Annotated in this window: 17 protein-coding genes; 11 read left to right on the top strand and 6 right to left on the bottom strand. The window is 48.7% G+C overall.

Going from position 1 to position 17,767, the window contains the following annotated elements; genetic code table 11:
- Window positions 1-116: 116 nt before the first annotated feature.
- From IT233_05670 to asnB, 3 genes are read left to right on the top strand one after another with little or no spacing between them, the layout of a single operon-like run.
- Window positions 117-1,232, top strand: coding sequence for a glycosyltransferase (locus tag IT233_05670; GenBank protein MCC7302111.1), 1,116 nt, complete (start codon window positions 117-119; stop codon window positions 1,230-1,232).
- Complete coding sequence (locus tag IT233_05665; protein MCC7302110.1) at window positions 1,222-2,121, top strand: glycosyltransferase family 2 protein; 900 nt, start codon at window positions 1,222-1,224, stop codon at window positions 2,119-2,121. The genes IT233_05670 and IT233_05665 overlap by 11 nt, the downstream gene beginning before the upstream one ends.
- Entirely contained in the window at window positions 2,121-3,971 is a 1,851-nt protein-coding gene (gene asnB, locus IT233_05660; GenBank protein MCC7302109.1) for an asparagine synthase (glutamine-hydrolyzing), read from the top strand. The genes IT233_05665 and asnB overlap by 1 nt, the downstream gene beginning before the upstream one ends.
- 12 nt (window positions 3,972-3,983) lie before the next feature.
- Here the strand turns inward: asnB and IT233_05655 are convergent, their stop codons facing one another.
- Window positions 3,984-5,045, bottom strand: coding sequence for a PA0069 family radical SAM protein (locus IT233_05655; protein ID MCC7302108.1), 1,062 nt, complete (start codon window positions 5,043-5,045; stop codon window positions 3,984-3,986).
- An 87-nt stretch (window positions 5,046-5,132) separates the two neighbouring features.
- Between IT233_05655 and IT233_05650 the strand changes: the two genes are divergently transcribed.
- Window positions 5,133-5,654, top strand: a complete 522-nt coding sequence (locus IT233_05650) for a hypothetical protein (GenBank protein MCC7302107.1) — start codon at window positions 5,133-5,135, stop codon at window positions 5,652-5,654.
- Between the two features lie 41 nt (window positions 5,655-5,695).
- Window positions 5,696-6,382, top strand: coding sequence for an alpha/beta hydrolase (locus IT233_05645; GenBank protein ID MCC7302106.1), 687 nt, complete (start codon window positions 5,696-5,698; stop codon window positions 6,380-6,382).
- Here the strand turns inward: IT233_05645 and IT233_05640 are convergent.
- Genes IT233_05640 through IT233_05630 form a run of 3 tightly spaced genes read right to left on the bottom strand, consistent with a single transcriptional unit; the run spans window position 6,351 to window position 10,140 of the window.
- The gene (locus IT233_05640; protein MCC7302105.1) at window positions 6,351-8,999 is read right to left on the bottom strand and encodes a valine--tRNA ligase; all 2,649 of its coding nucleotides are present in this window, start codon (window positions 8,997-8,999) and stop codon (window positions 6,351-6,353) included. The two genes, IT233_05645 and IT233_05640, sit on opposite strands and share 32 nt — an antisense overlap.
- A gap of 33 nt (window positions 9,000-9,032) precedes the next feature.
- Window positions 9,033-9,485, bottom strand: a complete 453-nt coding sequence (locus IT233_05635) for a MarR family transcriptional regulator (GenBank protein MCC7302104.1) — start codon at window positions 9,483-9,485, stop codon at window positions 9,033-9,035.
- Window positions 9,486-9,540: 55 nt separating this feature from the next.
- Complete coding sequence (locus IT233_05630) at window positions 9,541-10,140, bottom strand: YceI family protein (GenBank protein ID MCC7302103.1); 600 nt, start codon at window positions 10,138-10,140, stop codon at window positions 9,541-9,543.
- A 285-nt stretch (window positions 10,141-10,425) separates the two neighbouring features.
- Here IT233_05630 and IT233_05625 point away from each other — a divergent pair, with 285 nt between their 5' ends.
- Genes IT233_05625 through IT233_05610 form a run of 4 tightly spaced genes read left to right on the top strand, consistent with a single transcriptional unit; the run spans window position 10,426 to window position 13,130 of the window.
- Window positions 10,426-10,959 (top strand): DUF1573 domain-containing protein, encoded by a 534-nt coding sequence (locus IT233_05625; GenBank protein MCC7302102.1) that lies wholly within the window; start codon window positions 10,426-10,428, stop codon window positions 10,957-10,959.
- A gap of 17 nt (window positions 10,960-10,976) precedes the next feature.
- A complete protein-coding gene (locus tag IT233_05620; protein MCC7302101.1) occupies window positions 10,977-11,453 on the top strand; it encodes a DUF1573 domain-containing protein in 477 nt (158 codons plus the stop codon).
- A gap of 7 nt (window positions 11,454-11,460) precedes the next feature.
- A complete protein-coding gene (locus IT233_05615; GenBank protein MCC7302100.1) occupies window positions 11,461-11,865 on the top strand; it encodes a DUF1573 domain-containing protein in 405 nt (134 codons plus the stop codon).
- 41 nt (window positions 11,866-11,906) lie between these two features.
- Entirely contained in the window at window positions 11,907-13,130 is a 1,224-nt protein-coding gene (locus IT233_05610) for a pyridoxal phosphate-dependent aminotransferase (protein MCC7302099.1), read from the top strand.
- Here the strand turns inward: IT233_05610 and kynU are convergent.
- Window positions 13,123-14,412 (bottom strand): kynureninase, encoded by a 1,290-nt coding sequence (kynU, locus tag IT233_05605; GenBank protein MCC7302098.1) that lies wholly within the window; start codon window positions 14,410-14,412, stop codon window positions 13,123-13,125. The genes IT233_05610 and kynU overlap by 8 nt on opposite strands.
- An 87-nt stretch (window positions 14,413-14,499) precedes the next feature.
- Window positions 14,500-14,886 (bottom strand): four helix bundle protein, encoded by a 387-nt coding sequence (locus IT233_05600; protein MCC7302097.1) that lies wholly within the window; start codon window positions 14,884-14,886, stop codon window positions 14,500-14,502.
- Between the two features lie 222 nt (window positions 14,887-15,108).
- Between IT233_05600 and hemL the strand changes: the two genes are divergently transcribed.
- Together hemL and purB are read left to right on the top strand one after the other, a co-directional pair.
- On the top strand, window positions 15,109-16,398 hold the full coding sequence (gene hemL, locus IT233_05595) for a glutamate-1-semialdehyde 2,1-aminomutase (protein ID MCC7302096.1): 1,290 nt from the start codon (window positions 15,109-15,111) through the stop codon (window positions 16,396-16,398).
- A gap of 24 nt (window positions 16,399-16,422) precedes the next feature.
- Window positions 16,423-17,766, top strand: a complete 1,344-nt coding sequence (gene purB, locus IT233_05590; protein ID MCC7302095.1) for an adenylosuccinate lyase — start codon at window positions 16,423-16,425, stop codon at window positions 17,764-17,766.
- The last annotated feature ends 1 nt before the right edge of the window (window position 17,767 follow it).

Raw genomic sequence — 17,767 nt, 5'->3', positions numbered from 1 at the left:
TTCGATCTGGATGAACGCTCGGAGCCCCTTCCTTTTAAAAAGATACGAAAGAGCTGTTTCCGTAACATTCTCCTGCTTAAAAAAGAAGGCGCCCGCCACCTGGGGCTGCCGCTAACATGAACAGACGAAATATCATACATATCATTTCCCATATTAACCGGTCGCGGACCATCGAAGCGGCATTTTCAGGCCTCTCAGCCGCTAAATACCGGCAGGAAGTGATCCTGCTGCATGAACAGCCCGGGCCGCTGCCTTCCATCCTGGAAAAAAACGGAATACCTGTTACCTTCATTACCTATCGTGGAAAAAAAGACCTTCTTTCTGCAGGTTATAAGATCTACCGGCTTCTGAAGAAAAAACAGCCCGACATTCTGCATTGTCAGCTATTTGAAGCATCCTATCTTGGTTTACTGGCCGGGAGGATGGCAGGAATTCCGTGCCGCCTGCACACACGCCATCACAGCACATTTCACCACGTGTACTTTCCCCGTGCCGTTAAACACGATCTGAAGATCAATGCGGCATCCCACCGCATCATTGCCGTCTCAGAAAATGTTGCTAATGTTCTGCGCAACCGGGAAGGAGCAGATCCCGGAAAGATACGCGTCATTCATCATGGAATGACATTAGTTGATTTCATACGTGATCCTGAAATCCGTTCAGATCGCATGAAAAAATACGGTTTGAAGGACGATCAGTGGAAAATCGGAGTGATTTCGCGTTTTACAGACTGGAAGGGAATCACCTATATTTTTGAAGCATTCCGGATCATCCTTCAGGAACTCCCGGAGGCCGTACTTTTACTTGGGAATACCGGCGGCGACAAGAAAGAAGAATACATGAAAATACTGGGAACATTACCCCGCAGTTCCTGGCGAATACTTGAATTTGACCCGGATCCCCGTGCGATGTATTCCCTTTTTGATGTGTTTGTACATATCCCGGTGGACGAGCAGGCCGAAGCATTCGGACAGGTTTATCTTGAATCAATGGCTGCCGGTGTACCGGGCGTATTCACCCGTTCAGGCATTGCAACGGAAGTGCTGCGCGACGGGGAAAACGGAATAGCGGTTCCCTTCAGGGATGCGGGGGCCGTTGCCACGGCTGTATTGCAATTATACCGCGACGGGAACCAATACCAGCGGATTTCCCGGCAGGCTCCGGAGAGCGTGAAGAATTTCAGTACAGAACGAATGATCTCGGAACTTGAAATGTTTTATGATGAGCTCTGAGCGAACCTGCAGTTTTTCTGTCATCATTCCCACCTTCAACCGCAAGGTGCTGCTCGAGTACACCCTTGACGCCCTTGCAGCCCAAACCTATCAGGAATATGAAGCGATTGTAGTGGATGACGGCGGGTCGGACGGTACGGAAGAAATGGTCAGACAAAGAGCAGACGCCCGTCTACGCTATCATCGCATCACCAATTCGGAACGCGGAGCGGCGCGCAATGCCGGCACTGCACTTGCGAAGGGCGATTACATCACTTTTCTTGATTCCGATGACCTTCCCTATCCCGACCTGCTCGAAAACGCAGCAGAATCTGTCCGGAATTTTAACTTTCCTGCTTTTCTGCACGTAGCGTACGAGATCCGTGAGCCGGAAGGAAAAGTTATTTTTGATTCCTCCGGTTTACAGAACGATGATACCCGGCTGCTGATCACAGGAAATCCGCTCAGCTGTATCGGCGCTTTTCTCCGGAAGGACACCGCACTCCGATTCAAATTCAATGAAGACCGCGAGTTGTCGGGTAGCGAGGATTGGGAGCTTTGGCTCCGGGTAGTAGCCAACTGCGGCATCAAAGTGGACCCCCGCATTTCATCCACCATGATTAATCACGGAGGAAGAAGTGTGATCCATACGGAACCTGTTAAACTTTACCGGAGGAAGGATCTTGCGCTTCAGTACGCCTTCGCAGATGAAAAAGTGCGTGAGGTTTATGGTCCGCATCAGCCTCAGATCGAAGCCTTCGCTGATTCCTATGTATCGCTTCACCTGGCACTCGCAGGATTCAGAAAATTATCCGTCAAGTACTTTTTAAAAGCGGTGCGCCGCAGGCCTGCTATTCTTATGCATACCCGGTCACTGGTTATTTGCAAACGAATCCTGCTCGGAAAATAATGTGCGGAATTTGCGGATATTATTCGGAACATCATCCTCTGACGGAGGATGTACTTCGCCGTGTGAATGATTCACTCCTTCACCGCGGACCAGATGCCGGGGAGGTAATCATTGAAAAAAACGCAGGACTGGGCAACCGGAGATTGCGGATACTGGATCTGTCGGACGCGGGTAATCAGCCCATGCACTCGTCCTGCGGAAGATATGTGATGGTTTATAACGGAGAAGTGTACAATTACAAACAACTTCAGCAGGAACACCTCTCCGGCAGGCCGCTCCGCAGCGGAAACGATACAGAAACACTTCTGGAACTTTACGCAAAACTCGGAGTGGACGCGTTACCGATGCTCAACGGAATGTTTGCGCTGGCCATTTACGACCGGAAAGAGAATACCCTCCTGCTTGCCCGCGACTGCGGCGGTATAAAGCCCCTGTATTTTCATTACGATCATTCCGGAACCTTATATTTTGCATCTGAGATCAACGCGTTTCGGCATATACCCGGACTTTCGCTTCGGATAAACAAAGCGGTGGTGCCCTTATTCCTTCACCTTGGATACATTCCGGCTCCGCAGAGCATTTACAGAAACGTTTATAAGCTCCGGCCCGGACACTATCTTGAATTCAACGGGCGTCAGCTAACCGAAAACCGTTTCGAACCTTTGGTTTCCGGGAATAATACAATGAGAGCGGACCCGGAAGGAGTATGTTTGGAGGAAACGTTGCTGGACAGTATTCGTCTGCAATTACAAAGCGATGTGCCTTCCGGTATTTTTCTGAGCGGGGGAATCGATTCTAGTTTACTTACCGCGCTTGCTACAAAGGTGAGTACCGCACCGCTAAAAACGTTTTCTATCGGTTTCAGGGAATCACGCTTCGATGAGTCAGAGTACGCCCGCAGGGTTGCAGAAAAACTTGGTACCGATCACCACCCCTTTATTGTTTCAATGGATGATGCCACGGAGTTGTTTGATAAGGTGACCGACATTTACGGAGAGCCATTCGCAGATTCCAGTGCCATACCCACGCTGATGGTCAGCAAGCTGGCGAAAGATTCCGTTACGGTTACTCTTTCCGGTGAGGGCGGCGACGAACTGTTCATGGGATACGGTACTTATAAATGGGCCAGGCGGATGGCACATCCCCTGCTGCGTTTCTCCAGGCCTGCGCTTCGATCGCTCCTGCGCCTTTCCGGAGGAAGCCGAAACAAACGCGTGGCGGAATTGCTTGATTTCAACCGCGACACTTTTACTGAAGGACACATTTTCTCACAGGAACAATACTTCTTTTCCGAAAAAGAACTGTTGCGCGCCACCACCACCGGGCCGGGCGTAAGGGAAGGCTGGTTCCGTGATTATCTGAATGAGATACAACCGGACTGGCCCGCCGCAGTAAAGCAAAGCCGTTTTGACCGGAGGTATTATTTACCGGACGATCTGCTGGTAAAAGTAGATCGCGCGAGCATGAATTACAGCCTGGAGGTACGGGTGCCTTACCTGGATCCACGGGTGATTGCACTGGCAGACCGCATGCCGGAAAATATGAAATGGCGGAACGGCGAAACAAAATACATTCTGAAAAAAATTCTTTTCCGCCATCTTCCCGCAGAGCTTTTCAGCCGCCCGAAGCAGGGCTTTGCTCTTCCGCTGGAAAGCTGGCTGAAGGAACGATGGGAAGAATACATTCAAAAATACCTTGCGCGGGAAGTCATACTCCATTACGGCATGGTGAAGTACGAGGCGGTACAGGAACTACTTGAACGCTACCGAAGACCGGGGAACGCCTATTTATACAACCGCATCTGGGCGCTGATCGCACTTCATCGCTGGCTGAGGCGTTTTCATCCCTGAAAGGATTACGTTTCAGAACATGGATAATTGTGACTGAAGGGGACGGCGGAAAAGTGACAGATCGAAGGAAGGAGCTGCTTTTCCCCTGAGGTACTTTTCAATCGCGCTCCGGAACAATTGTGAGATCGCTTCATTTATTTTTCCTTCCCCTTGCAGACGTACACCCGGGCGATGGTCGTGCAGATGACCCCCATGAGATGCACGAATCTGGTTCAGAATTTTTCCGGAACGATCCGGAAAGTACCGGCGCAGCCAGTCTGAAAAGATTTCTGCCACAGCGCCATTGAGCCGTACCATGGTATAGCCTGCCGTTACAGCTCCCGCTTCGGAAGCAGCCTTTATGATGGCTGGTATTTCCATACTGTTCAGACCGGGGATGATGGGTGCCGACATGACACCCGTTGGCACACCTGCTCTGCTGAGTTCACTGATAGCGCGCAGTCTTTCCGTGGAAGTAGTTGTACGTGGTTCGAGGCGCAACCGGAGTTTTTCATCCAGTGTTGTTACGGATACCATCACTTTTACAAGGTGCAGTGAAGCCATTTCGCGGAGAATGTCGAGGTCGCGCAGAATGAGAGAATTTTTAGTGATAATGGAAACCGGCTGACGGAATTCCAGGCAAACTTGCAGCATTTGGCGGGTAAGTTCCAGCTTTTGTTCCACCGGCTGGTAGCAGTCGGTGTTCCCGGAGAGCATGATGGGTTCCACGACCCATGATTTTCGCAAAAGCTCTTTCCGAAGAAGCTCTGCTGCATTCTTCTTAATAATAATGTTCCGCTCAAAATCCACCCCCGCATTAAAGCCCCAGTATTCGTGGGTTGGGCGGGCGTAACAGTAAACACAGCCATGTTCACAGCCCTGGTAGGGATTTGCGCTGTAGGGCAAGGGAATATCCGGACTATCCACTTTATTAATGATTCGCCGGGATGTTTCCTCAAAATACCTGGTCCTCAGGTCAGAATGCAGCGGTTCATCGGCACATTCTTTATGCTCCTGTGCGTAGTGATGTTTCAGAAAGGGGTTTTTGAGCACCAGCTGGGCGCCCCTTCCGCGGAAGTCGGTCATGTTTAGCATCATGATCCAAAATTACGACAGGATGTGGAGGTGTGTTTTTACATTTTGTGGAATTTCTTTCGCAGGCAGCTGAGGTATTAAAGCTTGATGCTGCTCATAGAATACAGAACCTTCCGGTCCGACCTTTGTAACCTGGCCGGAACATTCATTATGAAACCATTCCATCTCATCATTTTCCTTTCCCTCCTGCTCCCCTCGTGCGGGGAAACAGAGAGCGGCACACCGAATGTTTCAACCCAGGATACGATCTCCGGAACACCTCATGATCACCACGAAGAGGATGCCCTTGCACTGAACCAGGGTGAAAAATGGGTGGTGGATTCCCTTATGCTTATTCATCTACGCAACATGGAAAAGGAACTAAGCGCATTTTCTCCGGCCGGCCTAAGCGATTATACCGGTCTGGCTGCCCGGTTGCAATCTCACACAGACCTGCTCACCTCTAATTGCACCATGGAAGGCCCGGCGCACGACGAACTGCATAAATGGCTGCTTCCGTACATGGAATTGGTGGAAAAGCTGGGAACCGCGGCAGACCAGAAAGAAGCGGAAACAACGGTAAAAGAGATTCAAGCTTCTTTTAAAATCTTCAACCAATATTTCCATTAACGCCTGCACCTCCGGCTTCCCTCCCGGAATAGAATACACGCATGCCTGAAGTAAAAAAAATATATCTCTTCAGCGGGCTTGGAGCCGATGAAAGGATATTTCATAAACTCCACCTTCCCGGCTTCACTTTAACACACATCAAGTATATAATGCCGGAACCCCGCGAAAGACTGGATCAGTATGCGGCACGACTCCTCACGCAGATTACATCGCCGGAGCCAGTGCTGATCGGGCTCTCTTTTGGCGGAATGGTTGCTGTTGAAATGGCCAAGCACATCACTCCCCGCAAGGTAATCCTGATCGCATCCGCCAAAACAAAAAACGAAATTCCTTATTATTACCGTCTTGCCGGAAAGATCCGTTTACATAAAATCCTCACATCGGGAATTCTGAGGGGGACAAATCCCTTTACCAACTGGCTCTTCGATGCGCGATGCGCTGAGGAAAAGAAACTGCTCAGGGATATCATCGCCGGAACAGATCCTGCATTTCTGAAATGGGCTGTTGACCAGGTAGTATGCTGGGAAAACTGTACGCCTACACCCGATCTCGTTCACATCCACGGCACCCGCGACAAGATCCTGCCTGCACGCTTTGTCCGTTGCGATATTTCCGTGAAAAACGGCGGGCATTTTATGACCCTCAACGAGGCAAATGAAATGAACCGGATACTAACGGATATTTTACGTGAAGAACCTACGGCTTCTTCCCTAACTGCTCCTCAATAGCTCTGATCCGCGCTTCGGCGTCGGACTTCTTCCTCCGCTCGGTCGCTACCAGATCCGGCTTCGCGTTCTGAACAAATTTTTCGTTGGACAACTTCTTATTGACCGATTCAAGAAAACCCTGCTGATAGGCAAGCTCTTCCAGCAGTTCCTTTGAATTGTCCTTGCTGCTATTAGGAAAACTGAAGTAGAGTGAGTACTCTGCTTTGTTCCGCTCACCAGCCTCTGCGGCAACTGTTCCGGAGGTATTGAGCATCACATTACCCACCACCTGTTCAAGCGGCACCATATCTTCTGCTCCGGTGACCTTGAGGGCAAGGTCGCGGTGATCGAGTAAAAATTCTGCATTCTTATGCGCCAGAATCACGGGCTCCCTCATTTTGAGCCCCTGTTTATTTTTCTCCTTCTTAATTCCTTCGGCCCATCCCTGCAGCAGGGAGATGTGCGACAGCAGTTTACGATCCGGTTCGCCGGGTACCGGCCAGGGCGCCGCAATCAGCCGGTCCTTACCTCGTTCACAGATAAGGCTCCAGAGCTCTTCTGTGATAAACGGCATAAAAGGATGTAACAGGCGGAGAAGGTCCTCAAAAAACTCAATCGTTTGGTCGAGGGTTTCACGATCCAGGGGTTGCGGTTTCCCGTCTTTGAACTCCGGCTTGATCATTTCAAGATACCAGCTGCAGAAATCATCCCACACCAGTTTATAGGTAGTCATCAGCGCGTCGCTAATGCGAAGCTTCCGGTAATGATCATTGATGATGTGCTGCTGCTCGGCAAAACGGGAATGGAACCACTGCATGGCACTGCGGTTGCTGTCGGATGTTTCACCTCCCGTGCTGAAACTTTTTATGAGCCGGAAAGCATTCCATATTTTATTGGCAAAATTCCGGCCCTGCTCGCAGTAACTCTCGTCAAAAAGAAGATCATTTCCTGCGGGAGAACATAAAAGCATACCCACCCTTACGCCATCCGCACTGTATTTCTCTATGAGTCCGAGCGGATCCGGAGAATTTCCCAGCGACTTACTCATTTTCCTTCCCTGCTTATCGCGCACAATACCGGTCAGGTACACATTTTCGAAGGGTTTCTTTCCGCGGTATTCATATCCTGCAATAATCATGCGGGCTACCCAGAAAAAAAGTATCTCGGGGGCAGTAACCAGGTCATTGGTGGGATAATAGTAATTGATATCCGCATTCCCCTGGTATCCCTTTCCTGCGCCAATTACTTTCGGATCAAATACCGTAATCGGCCACAGCCAGGAAGAGAACCATGTATCCAGAACATCTTCATCCTGCCGTACCTTTTTGCCGCCCGACAGTTTAAGGGCCTCTGCCTCAGTTTTTGCCACGTACACCTCGCCCTCCTGATCATACCAGGCAGGAATACGCTGCCCCCACCATAGTTGCCGTGAGATACACCAATCCTGCACATTCTCCATCCAGTGCCGGTAGGTATTGTTGAATTTATCCGGCACCAGCTTCACTTCTCCCGAAACTACGGCATTCAGTGCCTGCGCTGAAATTCCCTTCATGTTCACGAACCATTGCAGTGATAATTTTGGTTCAATCACTGCGTCTGTCCGTTCTGAGAATCCCACTTTGTTCCGGATGTCCTCCACCTTCACCATATGTCCGGCTGCTTCCAGGTCCTTCGCTATTTTCTTTCTCACTGCAAAACGGTCTTCTCCGATATAAAACCCGGCCGCTTCGCTCATGGTTCCGTTGGGAGCAAGGGTATCTATCACCTCCAGTTTATGTTTCAACCCGATGGCATAATCATTCACATCATGGGCGGGAGTAACTTTTAAAGCACCGGTACCGAACTCACGGTCTATATAGTCATCAAAAATAACTGGAACGCGCCGGTTCACGATGGGAATAATGACACTACGTCCTTTAAGGTGGGCATAACGTTCATCTTCGGGGTGAACGCACACGGCAGTATCACCCAGAATAGTTTCAGGACGTGTGGTAGCAATCGTGATCCACTCCTCCGCGCTTCCTTCAATGCGGTAGCGAACATAATAAAGTTTGGAATTGACCTCTTTATGGATCACTTCTTCGTCGGAAACGGCGGTTAATCCCACAGGATCCCAGTTAACCATGCGCAACCCGCGGTAGATATAACCCTTCCGGTAGAGGTCTATAAACGTATCGGTCACTGCCTCACTCAAATCAGGATCCATTGTGAAGCGTGTGCGTTCCCAGTCACAGGAAGCGCCCAGCTTTTTCAGTTGCTCAAGGATGATTCCTCCATACTTTTCCTTCCATTCCCATGCGTACTTCAGAAACTGTTCGCGGGAAAGGTCTGATTTTTTAATTCCCCTTTCCCGGAGCATCTGCACCACTTTTGCTTCTGTTGCAATGGATGCGTGGTCGGTGCCCGGTACCCAGCAGGCATTTTTTCCGAGCATTCTCGCACGACGGATCAACACATCCTGAATGGTGTTGTTCAGCATATGTCCCATGTGAAGTACACCCGTTACATTGGGAGGCGGGATTACAATCGTGTAGGGTTCGCGGTGGTCAGGAAGCGAACGAAAAAAACCGTTCTCGCTCCAGTAGCGGTACCATTTGTCTTCAACGTTGGCGGGATCGTATGTTTTGGGGATCTCCATATGAAATGAAGAACGAAAATAAGGGAAATTCCCTCACCCCCTGATGCGGTCGAGAAGTTCTCCCAGCAGAATGATCTCCTTTTCGGGCAGCACTTCCAGTTTCCTATAAAGCCCGGTGAATGCATGGTCTATCTCCGACAAGGTTGCAATTCCCTTTTCGGTGATGGTTACGTCTACGTTCCGCCGGTCGGATTTGCAGAGTTTTCTGCTGATCATTCCCTTCTTACGCAACTTTTCAACCAGCCGGGAAGTATCGCTCATCTTATCGAGCATTCTTTCCCTGAGTGTTTTCACGGTGACAGGTTCGGGGTGAGCACCCCGAAGAATGCGAAGGATGTTATACTGTTGAATCGTCAGATCATGCGGACGCATAAATTCTGCCTGCAGCCCTTCCAGCCAGCGACTGGTAAAATGTATATTTACAAGGGTTCTCTCCAGCGGATTCCGGAATCCTTTGGTCTGCCTGATCTCGTCTTCCAGTCTCATCCAATCAAAAGTATAAAAAAGGGGGAATTCTCTCAGTGAAAATTCCCCCGAAAGCCTACTTCTTATCCTTGATCAGTTCCACAGCACAATGGATCTGCACCTCCTCGCTCACCGTCATTCCTCCGGCTTCCAGCAGCGCATTCCATTTGAGGCCGTACTCCACACGGTTGATCTTGCCCGAAAGTTTGAACCCGGCCACCTCCTGTCCCCAGGGACTCTTCACCGTGCCGTTGTGAACCACGTCAAAAGTGACGGTTTTCGTTACATCCCGGATGGTAAGGTCACCGGTTAACTTGTAGTTGTTTCCCTTCTCCTTTTTAAAGCTCTTGCTTTTAAAAGTCATCTTTGGGTACTTCTCCGCATGGAAGAAATCCTCACTCTTCAGATGCTTGTCACGGTTCTCATCGTCGGTGTTAATGCTGTTCACATCTACGGAGAACTCAACGCTCGCATTCTGAAAGTCGGTACCGGTGCTGCTTACTTTACCTTCATAGATTTTAAATTTTCCGGTGGTCTCTGAAATCATCATGTGCGTTACGGAAAAGGCGACCTTTGTATGAGAAGTGTCAATTTTCCAGGTAACTGTTTCGGTTTTGGTTGCGGGGGTAAACGCTACTGTGGCGATGACTGCTCCGCTTAGAAGGGCTGCTTTCATGTTTTTTAGTTTTAGGCTAAATTAGTTGTTATTACATTTGTTGTTGTAACATTTATTATTAAAAAACGTTAATATGTTGTTATTCAATTCTTTAAAATCACCGACTGGATCACTAAAATGAATAGTTATCTCGCTTCGGGTGGGAAAAATTAGAATTTTGGTATGGGATTCCTGCCTGTTTTCATTGAGAACCCGGCCGATAACTGGCATGATTTTAGATGCAACCAAACGGATAAATGAACCATCCTGATTTGAGTATATTTGATACCCGTTAACAAAGAAAAAATGAAAAAACTGATTCTTTTGGCCTGCTGTGCCATGATCGCCGCAGGTCTTTCTGCCCAGGACACAAAGAAAGATCCTCCCAAGGGAGTAATTGCGCCCACCGGTTCACAATCGCTGACGCCCACCCCTCCCACTCCGCCAACCTCGCCGGCTCCGAATACCAGTCCGACCGCGCCTGAAATCGTATTTGAGACCGATGCGCATGATTTCGGAACACTGCAGAAAGGTGCTCCCTGCGAGTTTGAGTTCAAGTTCAAAAACACAGGGAAGGAACCTCTGATCATTCAGAATGCGCAGGCTTCCTGCGGATGTACGGTTCCCTCATACCCTAAGGAGCCCATTATGCCGGGACAGGGCGGAGTGATAAAAGTGAAATATGACAGCAACAGGATCGGGGCTTTCACCAAGACGGTGAATGTGACATCCAACGCGAAGAATTCTCCCAAGATCATTACCATTAAAGGAAAGATCGATGCGCCTCCTCAGGAAGAGCAGTTTCCCGGGAACAATAATAATACAGGTATTAAAAACTAACCTCTAAGAAACCGAAGATGAAAAAGACATTTCTTACTCTGCTAATGGCCGTTGCCGCGGTGGTTACAGTGCAGGCGCAACAACCTACAACTACTCCTCCCGTTAATGACAATCCGAATGCACCGGAGATCAGTTTTGAGAATGATGTGGTAGATTATGGTACGATTGAATACAATTCCAACGGAGAGAGGGAATTCAAGTTCAAGAATACCGGTAAAGAGCCGCTGATCATCCAGAGTGCCACGGGATCCTGCGGATGCACAGTTCCCACACCTCCCAAGGAGCCGATTAAGCCGGGCGAAACCGGAGTGATCAAGGTAAAATACGATACCAAGCGGGTGGGAAGTTTTGAGAAGACCATCACAGTAATGTCCAATGCAAAGAGCGGTACCAAGATCATTCGCATCAAAGGACAGGTGAAGGCCGATCCCAACGCAAATCAGCCCGCACCCAATACGCCGGTTCCAGCGCCTACCGGAACCACACCTAAATAGTTTTGGCATGAGGAGCGCGCTCCTTTTTTTACTGATCGCATTCGCCCCGGTATTTCACTGCCGGGGCTTTTCACAAACTGCCCCGGGAGCCACACTCGCGTTTACTGACAGTAAAAAGAACTTCGGATTTGTGAAGGAAGGAGAGGTGGTGACACTGGAATACGAATTTAAGAACACAGGCGGCGCTCCCATCATCATTACAGAGATCAAAGTTACCTGCGGATGCACTACCACTGAATTTCCCAAAGAGCCTGTACTGCCCGGCCAGAAAGGAAAGATCAAGGTTAAATTTGATACAAAAAACAAGTTTGACCGGCAGGACCGCACCATACAGGTGATTTCCAACGCCACAGGATCACCGCACGAACTTCGTTTCAAAGGTGTTGTGCTCAAGAATAAGTCGGGCAAGTAACCCTGCTTTTTTCTTAATTTTACCATTCCAAATCCTACACCATGCCCGGAATTTCCAATAAGGCGAACAGCATGCCTCCGTCCCCCATCCGCAAACTGGTACCCTATGCTGATGCGGCCAAAAAACGAGGAATCAAAATTTACCATCTCAACATCGGTCAGCCGGATATTGAAACCCCGGCCAGTATGCTGGACGCCATCCGGAAGGCCGACCTGAAGGTGCTGGAGTATTCGCACTCTGCCGGGATTGAATCCTATCGTACAAAGCTTGCGGAGTATTATAATCGTTTCAATATTCCTGTTTCAGCGTCCGAAATTATTATTACTACCGGCGGGTCTGAAGCACTCTCCTTTGCGTTCCAGACCTGTTTTAATCCGGGCGATGAGGTGATTATCCCGGAACCGTTTTATGCCAATTACAACGGCTTTGCAGTTTCCGCTGATGTGGTCATCAAACCCATCGGTTCCCATATAGAAAGCGGTTTTGCATTGCCTCCCATTTCCGAATTTGAGAAAATGATCACTCCCAAAACACGGGGTATCATGATATGCAATCCCGGCAATCCTACCGGTTATTTATACACCCGCCAGGAACTGGAACAGCTGAAGGAGCTTGTAAAAAAACATAATCTCTTTCTTCTTTCTGATGAAGTGTACCGCGAGTTTTGTTACGATGGGAAAGAATATGTTTCAGTAATGCACCTCTCAGGTATTGAGAACAATGTGATTCTTCTGGATTCCATTTCCAAAAGGTACAGTGCCTGCGGTGCCCGTATCGGCGCGCTGATTTCGAAGAATAAAGAAGTAATGGCCGCCGCTCTTAAGTTCGCCCAGGCCCGGCTTAGTCCGCCCACTTTCGGACAAATCGGCGGTGAAGCCGCGTTGAACACACCGAAAGAATATTTCGATAAGGTGATACAGGAATATGTGGCCCGCCGCGATTACGTCATTGAAGCGCTGAATAAAATGGAGGGGGTATTTTGTCCCAAACCCAGCGGAGCATTTTACTGCATTGCACGCCTGCCCATTGACAATTCGGATAAATTTTGCCAGTGGCTGCTGGAATCATTCGAATATCAGAAGCAAACTGTAATGTTCGCTCCCGCATCAGGGTTTTATTCCACACCCGGCAGCGGAACCAACGAGGTCCGTATTGCCTATGTGCTTAAACGGGAGGATCTGAAGAATGCCATGGCCTGTCTGGAAAACGCACTGAAAGTATATCCGGGCCGTACAGTCAGCAAAGAAAAAGCAGTACTCAGTTAACACCCAGCAGTTGCCCGAGAATCTTACGGAACCGGTAGCAGTCCTCGTAAGAATTATAGATGGGTGCCGGAGCAACGCGGATCACATTTGGTTCCCGCCAATCAGCGATGATCCCGCTTTCGATCATCCGTGTAAATAATTCTTTCCCTGCGCCATGTGCCACAATGCTCAACTGGCAACCTCTTCTTTCCTTTTCCAACGGAGTGATAATTTCAAGACGCACCGCTTTTTCATTTTTCTCCAGCTGAACATTCAGGTCCCGGATCAGAAACTCCAGGTATCCTGTAAGCGTATGTTGTTTCTCGACCAAACGCTCCATTCCCGCCTGTTCAAATAGTTCGAGCGAAGCCCTGTGCGCAGCCATGATGAGTACCGGTGCATTACTAAGCTGCCAGGCTTCCGCAGTCGGGATAGGATCAAAAGTTGCTCCCATGAGAAAGCGGTCCTTTTTATTATGCCCCCACCATCCGGCAAACATTGGCAGATCTTTCGCGTGATGTTTCTCGTGAATGAAAGCACCCGCCACCGATCCCGGGCCGGAGTTAAGATATTTATAGCTGCACCAGCAGGCAAAATCCACATTCCAGTGGTGCAGGTTCAGTCGGACATTTCCGGCGGCATGCGCCAAATCGAAACCCGCCACCGCACCGGCTTCATGCGCCGCGCGGGTAATAGCTTCCAAGTCAAAAAACTGTCCGCTCAGGTAATTGATTCCGCCAAACAATACCAGTGCGGTCTCCTTTCCATGTTCCCGGATGGTATTTAAAATATCTTCATCACGTAGCAGGTATTCCCCTTTTCGGGGTGCCACTTCAATGACCGCCGTGGAAGGATCAAAACCGTGAAAGCGAACCTGAGAGGCAATAGCATACTGATCGCTGGGAAAAGCCCTAGCTTCGCAAATGATCTTATACCGTTGTGCGGTCGGGCGGTAAAAAGACACCATGAGGAGGTGCAGGTTAACTGTAAGCTGGTTCATAGCCACCACTTCGGTTTCCTTTGCGCCCACAACCCGGGAGAGTGGGCCCGCGAACCATTCGTGGTAAGGAGTCCAGGGGTTTCGCGCATGCACATGACCTTCCACCCCGAAGCTGGCCCAGTCTTCCAACTCATCCAGAATATACTCCTGTGCCGTTTTTGGCTGGAGACCCAGTGAATTCCCTGTGAAATACACCACCGGTTCCTCATTTAGCATCGGAAAATAGAAACGCTCCCGGAATGCTCGCAGGGGGTCCGCATTATCAAGATTCAGGGCAAATGACTGGTTATATTCGAATTTCATGGGTACGAAGATATAGAGATATAGAGATATAGAGATATAGAAATATAGAAATATAGAAATATAGAGATATATGAGGTATTGGGGAAATTACAGATCCTTTTTCAATTCACGTAAGGACTTGATCCACCTATTCAACTTATACTCCAAATTCTTGCCAGTGGCTTTATAATCCTGGAAATGTTCCCTGCTAATTAATGAACGTTTTTCCAACAATTGGAGCCAATGTTTACAACTTTCAAAGTAAGATCCTCGTGCGATATATAAAATTCTGATCCGGTCTAAATAACTATACCTTCCATAAGCCTCAGCAATATTGGCGCCAATCGAATCAGATGATCTGATAAACTGGTCGCCTATTGAAAACTGCAGATGCCTTGGTAAACGCTGGAATACGGCCCATGCAATTTCTGAAAGTCGCAGCGCTGCCTTATATACTTCCAGGTTCTCTAACTCTATATATTTTGACTCTCCCATTCAATGACTTTTGTTGGTCTATCTCCCAATAACTATAAATCCCCTCTTTCTATATATTTATATATCTTAATATCCATCTATATATCTCTGTCCCTTTATATCCCCAATATCTCTATTCCCCAATATCTCTCTATCTTAGTATCCTTATCCCCTCACCACAAATCTCCAAATTGAAAATTCAATCGCCAATTGCCCCATGGTTTTAAATTAGAACCGGTCTTTATGAATCACACCAAATCAAAGTCACTATTTTCCGCCGCTGTTAATTTGTTCCCCGGAGGAGTTAATTCTCCGGTAAGAGCATTCCGTTCGGTTGGAGGAACCCCCCTGTTCATCTCCAAAGGTAAAGGAAGCCGGATCTGGGATGCAGACGGAAATGAATACCTGGATTTTTGCGGAAGCTGGGGACCTCTCATCCACGGCCATGCGCCCGAATTCGTAACCAAAGCAGCCGTGAAAGCCCTGCGCGCAGGATCTTCGTTCGGTGCACCCACCGCTTTAGAAAATGAACTGGCCCGGCTGATTATCACGCATCACCGCGGAATAGAAAAAATGCGCTTTGTTTCCAGCGGTACGGAAGCTGTTATGTCTGCAATCCGTATGGCACGAGGATATACCGGACGTACGAAGCTGCTGAAATTTGAAGGCTGCTATCACGGGCATTCGGATTCATTACTGGTAAAAGCAGGATCAGGACTCGTCACCCACGGAAATTCCTCTTCAGCCGGAGTTCCTGACGCTATTGCAGAGAACACCCTGGTGTGTCACCTGGACGACGAAGCCGGTGTTGAAAAAGCCTTCAAAGAACATCCCAACAGTATTGCCTGTGTTATCATCGAGCCTGTGCCCGCGAACAATGGACTGCTGCTGCAGCGGAAGGAGTTTCTTTCCTTTTTGCGGAAGAAATGTTCGGCAGAAGGTGCCTTGCTCATTTTTGATGAAGTGATCTCGGGATTTCGTTTGGGGTTTGAAGGGGCTTATGGATATTACAAGGTAAAACCGGACATTTTCACATTTGGCAAGATCATCGGCGGCGGATTTCCGGTAGGTGCGTATGCTTCCTCTGCAAGGATCATGTCCATGATTGCACCCGAAGGAAAAGTATACCAGGCCGGTACGCTCAGCGGTAACCCTGTAGCGATGTCGGCCGGGATAGCCCAGTTAAAGGCCTGCCTGCGAAAAGGATTTTACCAGAAACTGGAAAAGAAAACTAAGGATTTTGTGAAAGCGGTACATTCAGGAACAAAAGATGTTCCCGGGTTCCGGATATGGCATCTGGGCTCCATTTTCTGGTTCACCTTCACCGATAAAAAACAGATCCGGAGAGCCGATGAGGTGGATCATGAAAGCATGAAAAGATTTTCGACTCTTTATCATTATTTGCTGGAGCATGGGATTTATCTCGGTCCCAGCGGATATGAAGTTGGTTTTATCAGCGCGGCGCATACAGCATCCGAACTCAAACACGCAGCGGCGGTATTCGTACAGGGAGTCCGGAAAATTGCAGGATAAATCGTACCTTCACGTATTCTTTTCATGGAACTCTCCCCGCTTTCTGCCATTTCTCCCGTTGACGGTCGTTACCGGCGCATTACGCACGTGTTAAGCGCTTATTTTTCCGAGGAAGCGCTCCTGAGGTACCGTGTGCTGGTGGAAGTAGAGTATTTTATCGCGCTTTGCAGCCTCCCGCTGCCACCTCTGCGATCCGTTCCTAAAAGCAAGTACAATTCCCTTCGCAAACTGTACACCTCTTTCAGCACGAAAGATGCACAGCAGATCAAAGACATTGAGAAGATCACAAATCATGATGTGAAAGCGGTGGAATATTTTTTGAAAGAGCGCTTTGAGAAACTGGGTCTGGGGGCACAAAAAGAATTCATCCACTTCGGGTTAACCTCCCAGGATATCAATAATACGTCCGTTCCTCTTTTATTAAAGGAGGTGATGGAAGATGTGATTGTTCCGGAACTTTCCGGGATTCTTGACATCTGGAGAAAAAAAGCGAAGGAATGGGATAAAATTCCCATGCTGGCGCGAACACACGGACAACCGGCCTCCCCAACCCGTCTCGGTAAGGAGATCAGTGTTTTTGCAGAACGGCTTGAGGAACAACTGCTGCAATTACTGGATATTCCTTTCTCAGCAAAATTCGGAGGAGCAACGGGAAATTTTAATGCCCACGTTGCCGCGTATCCTAACCTCGACTGGCCTGCCTTTGCTGATCACCTGGTCAACGGCGTACTGGAGCTGAAACGATCCCGCTTCACCACACAGATCGAGCATTATGATAATCTGGCTGCACTGTTCGACTGCCTGAAGCGGATCAATACATTGTTTATTGATTTCAATCGAGATATCTGGACCTATATTTCCCTGGAGTACTTCAAGCAAACGATCAAAAAAGGAGAGGTCGGTTCCAGCGCTATGCCGCATAAGGTGAATCCCATAGATTTTGAGAATGCCGAAGGAAACTTAGGTGTGGCCAATGCACTTTTTGAACATCTCTCGTCTAAGCTTCCGGTTTCCCGGCTGCAGCGTGATCTCACTGATTCCACCGTATTGCGCGTGGTGGGAGTTCCATTTGCCCACTCCCTCATCGCCTACGCTTCCATGATGAAGGGCATCGAAAAACTATTGCTTAACAAAAAGATCCTCGAAAGAGATCTGGAAGATAACTGGGCCGTAGTGGCTGAAGCGATCCAGACAATCCTGCGCCGTGAAGGATATCCCAATCCTTATGAAGCCCTCAAAGAACTTACACGAAAGAATGAGAAGATCACCAAGGAATCCCTGCATGCATTCATCGGGAAACTAAAAGTGGGGGAGAAAGTAAAAAGGGAATTAAAAAAGATCACCCCTTTTAATTATACGGGAATCTGAT

The organism is Bacteroidia bacterium (genome assembly GCA_020852255.1).
Lineage (GTDB): Bacteria > Bacteroidota > Bacteroidia > JADZBD01 > JADZBD01 > JADZBD01.
Note: the sequence above shows the minus strand (reverse complement) of the source record. Positions and strands in the feature narration are given on the sequence as shown.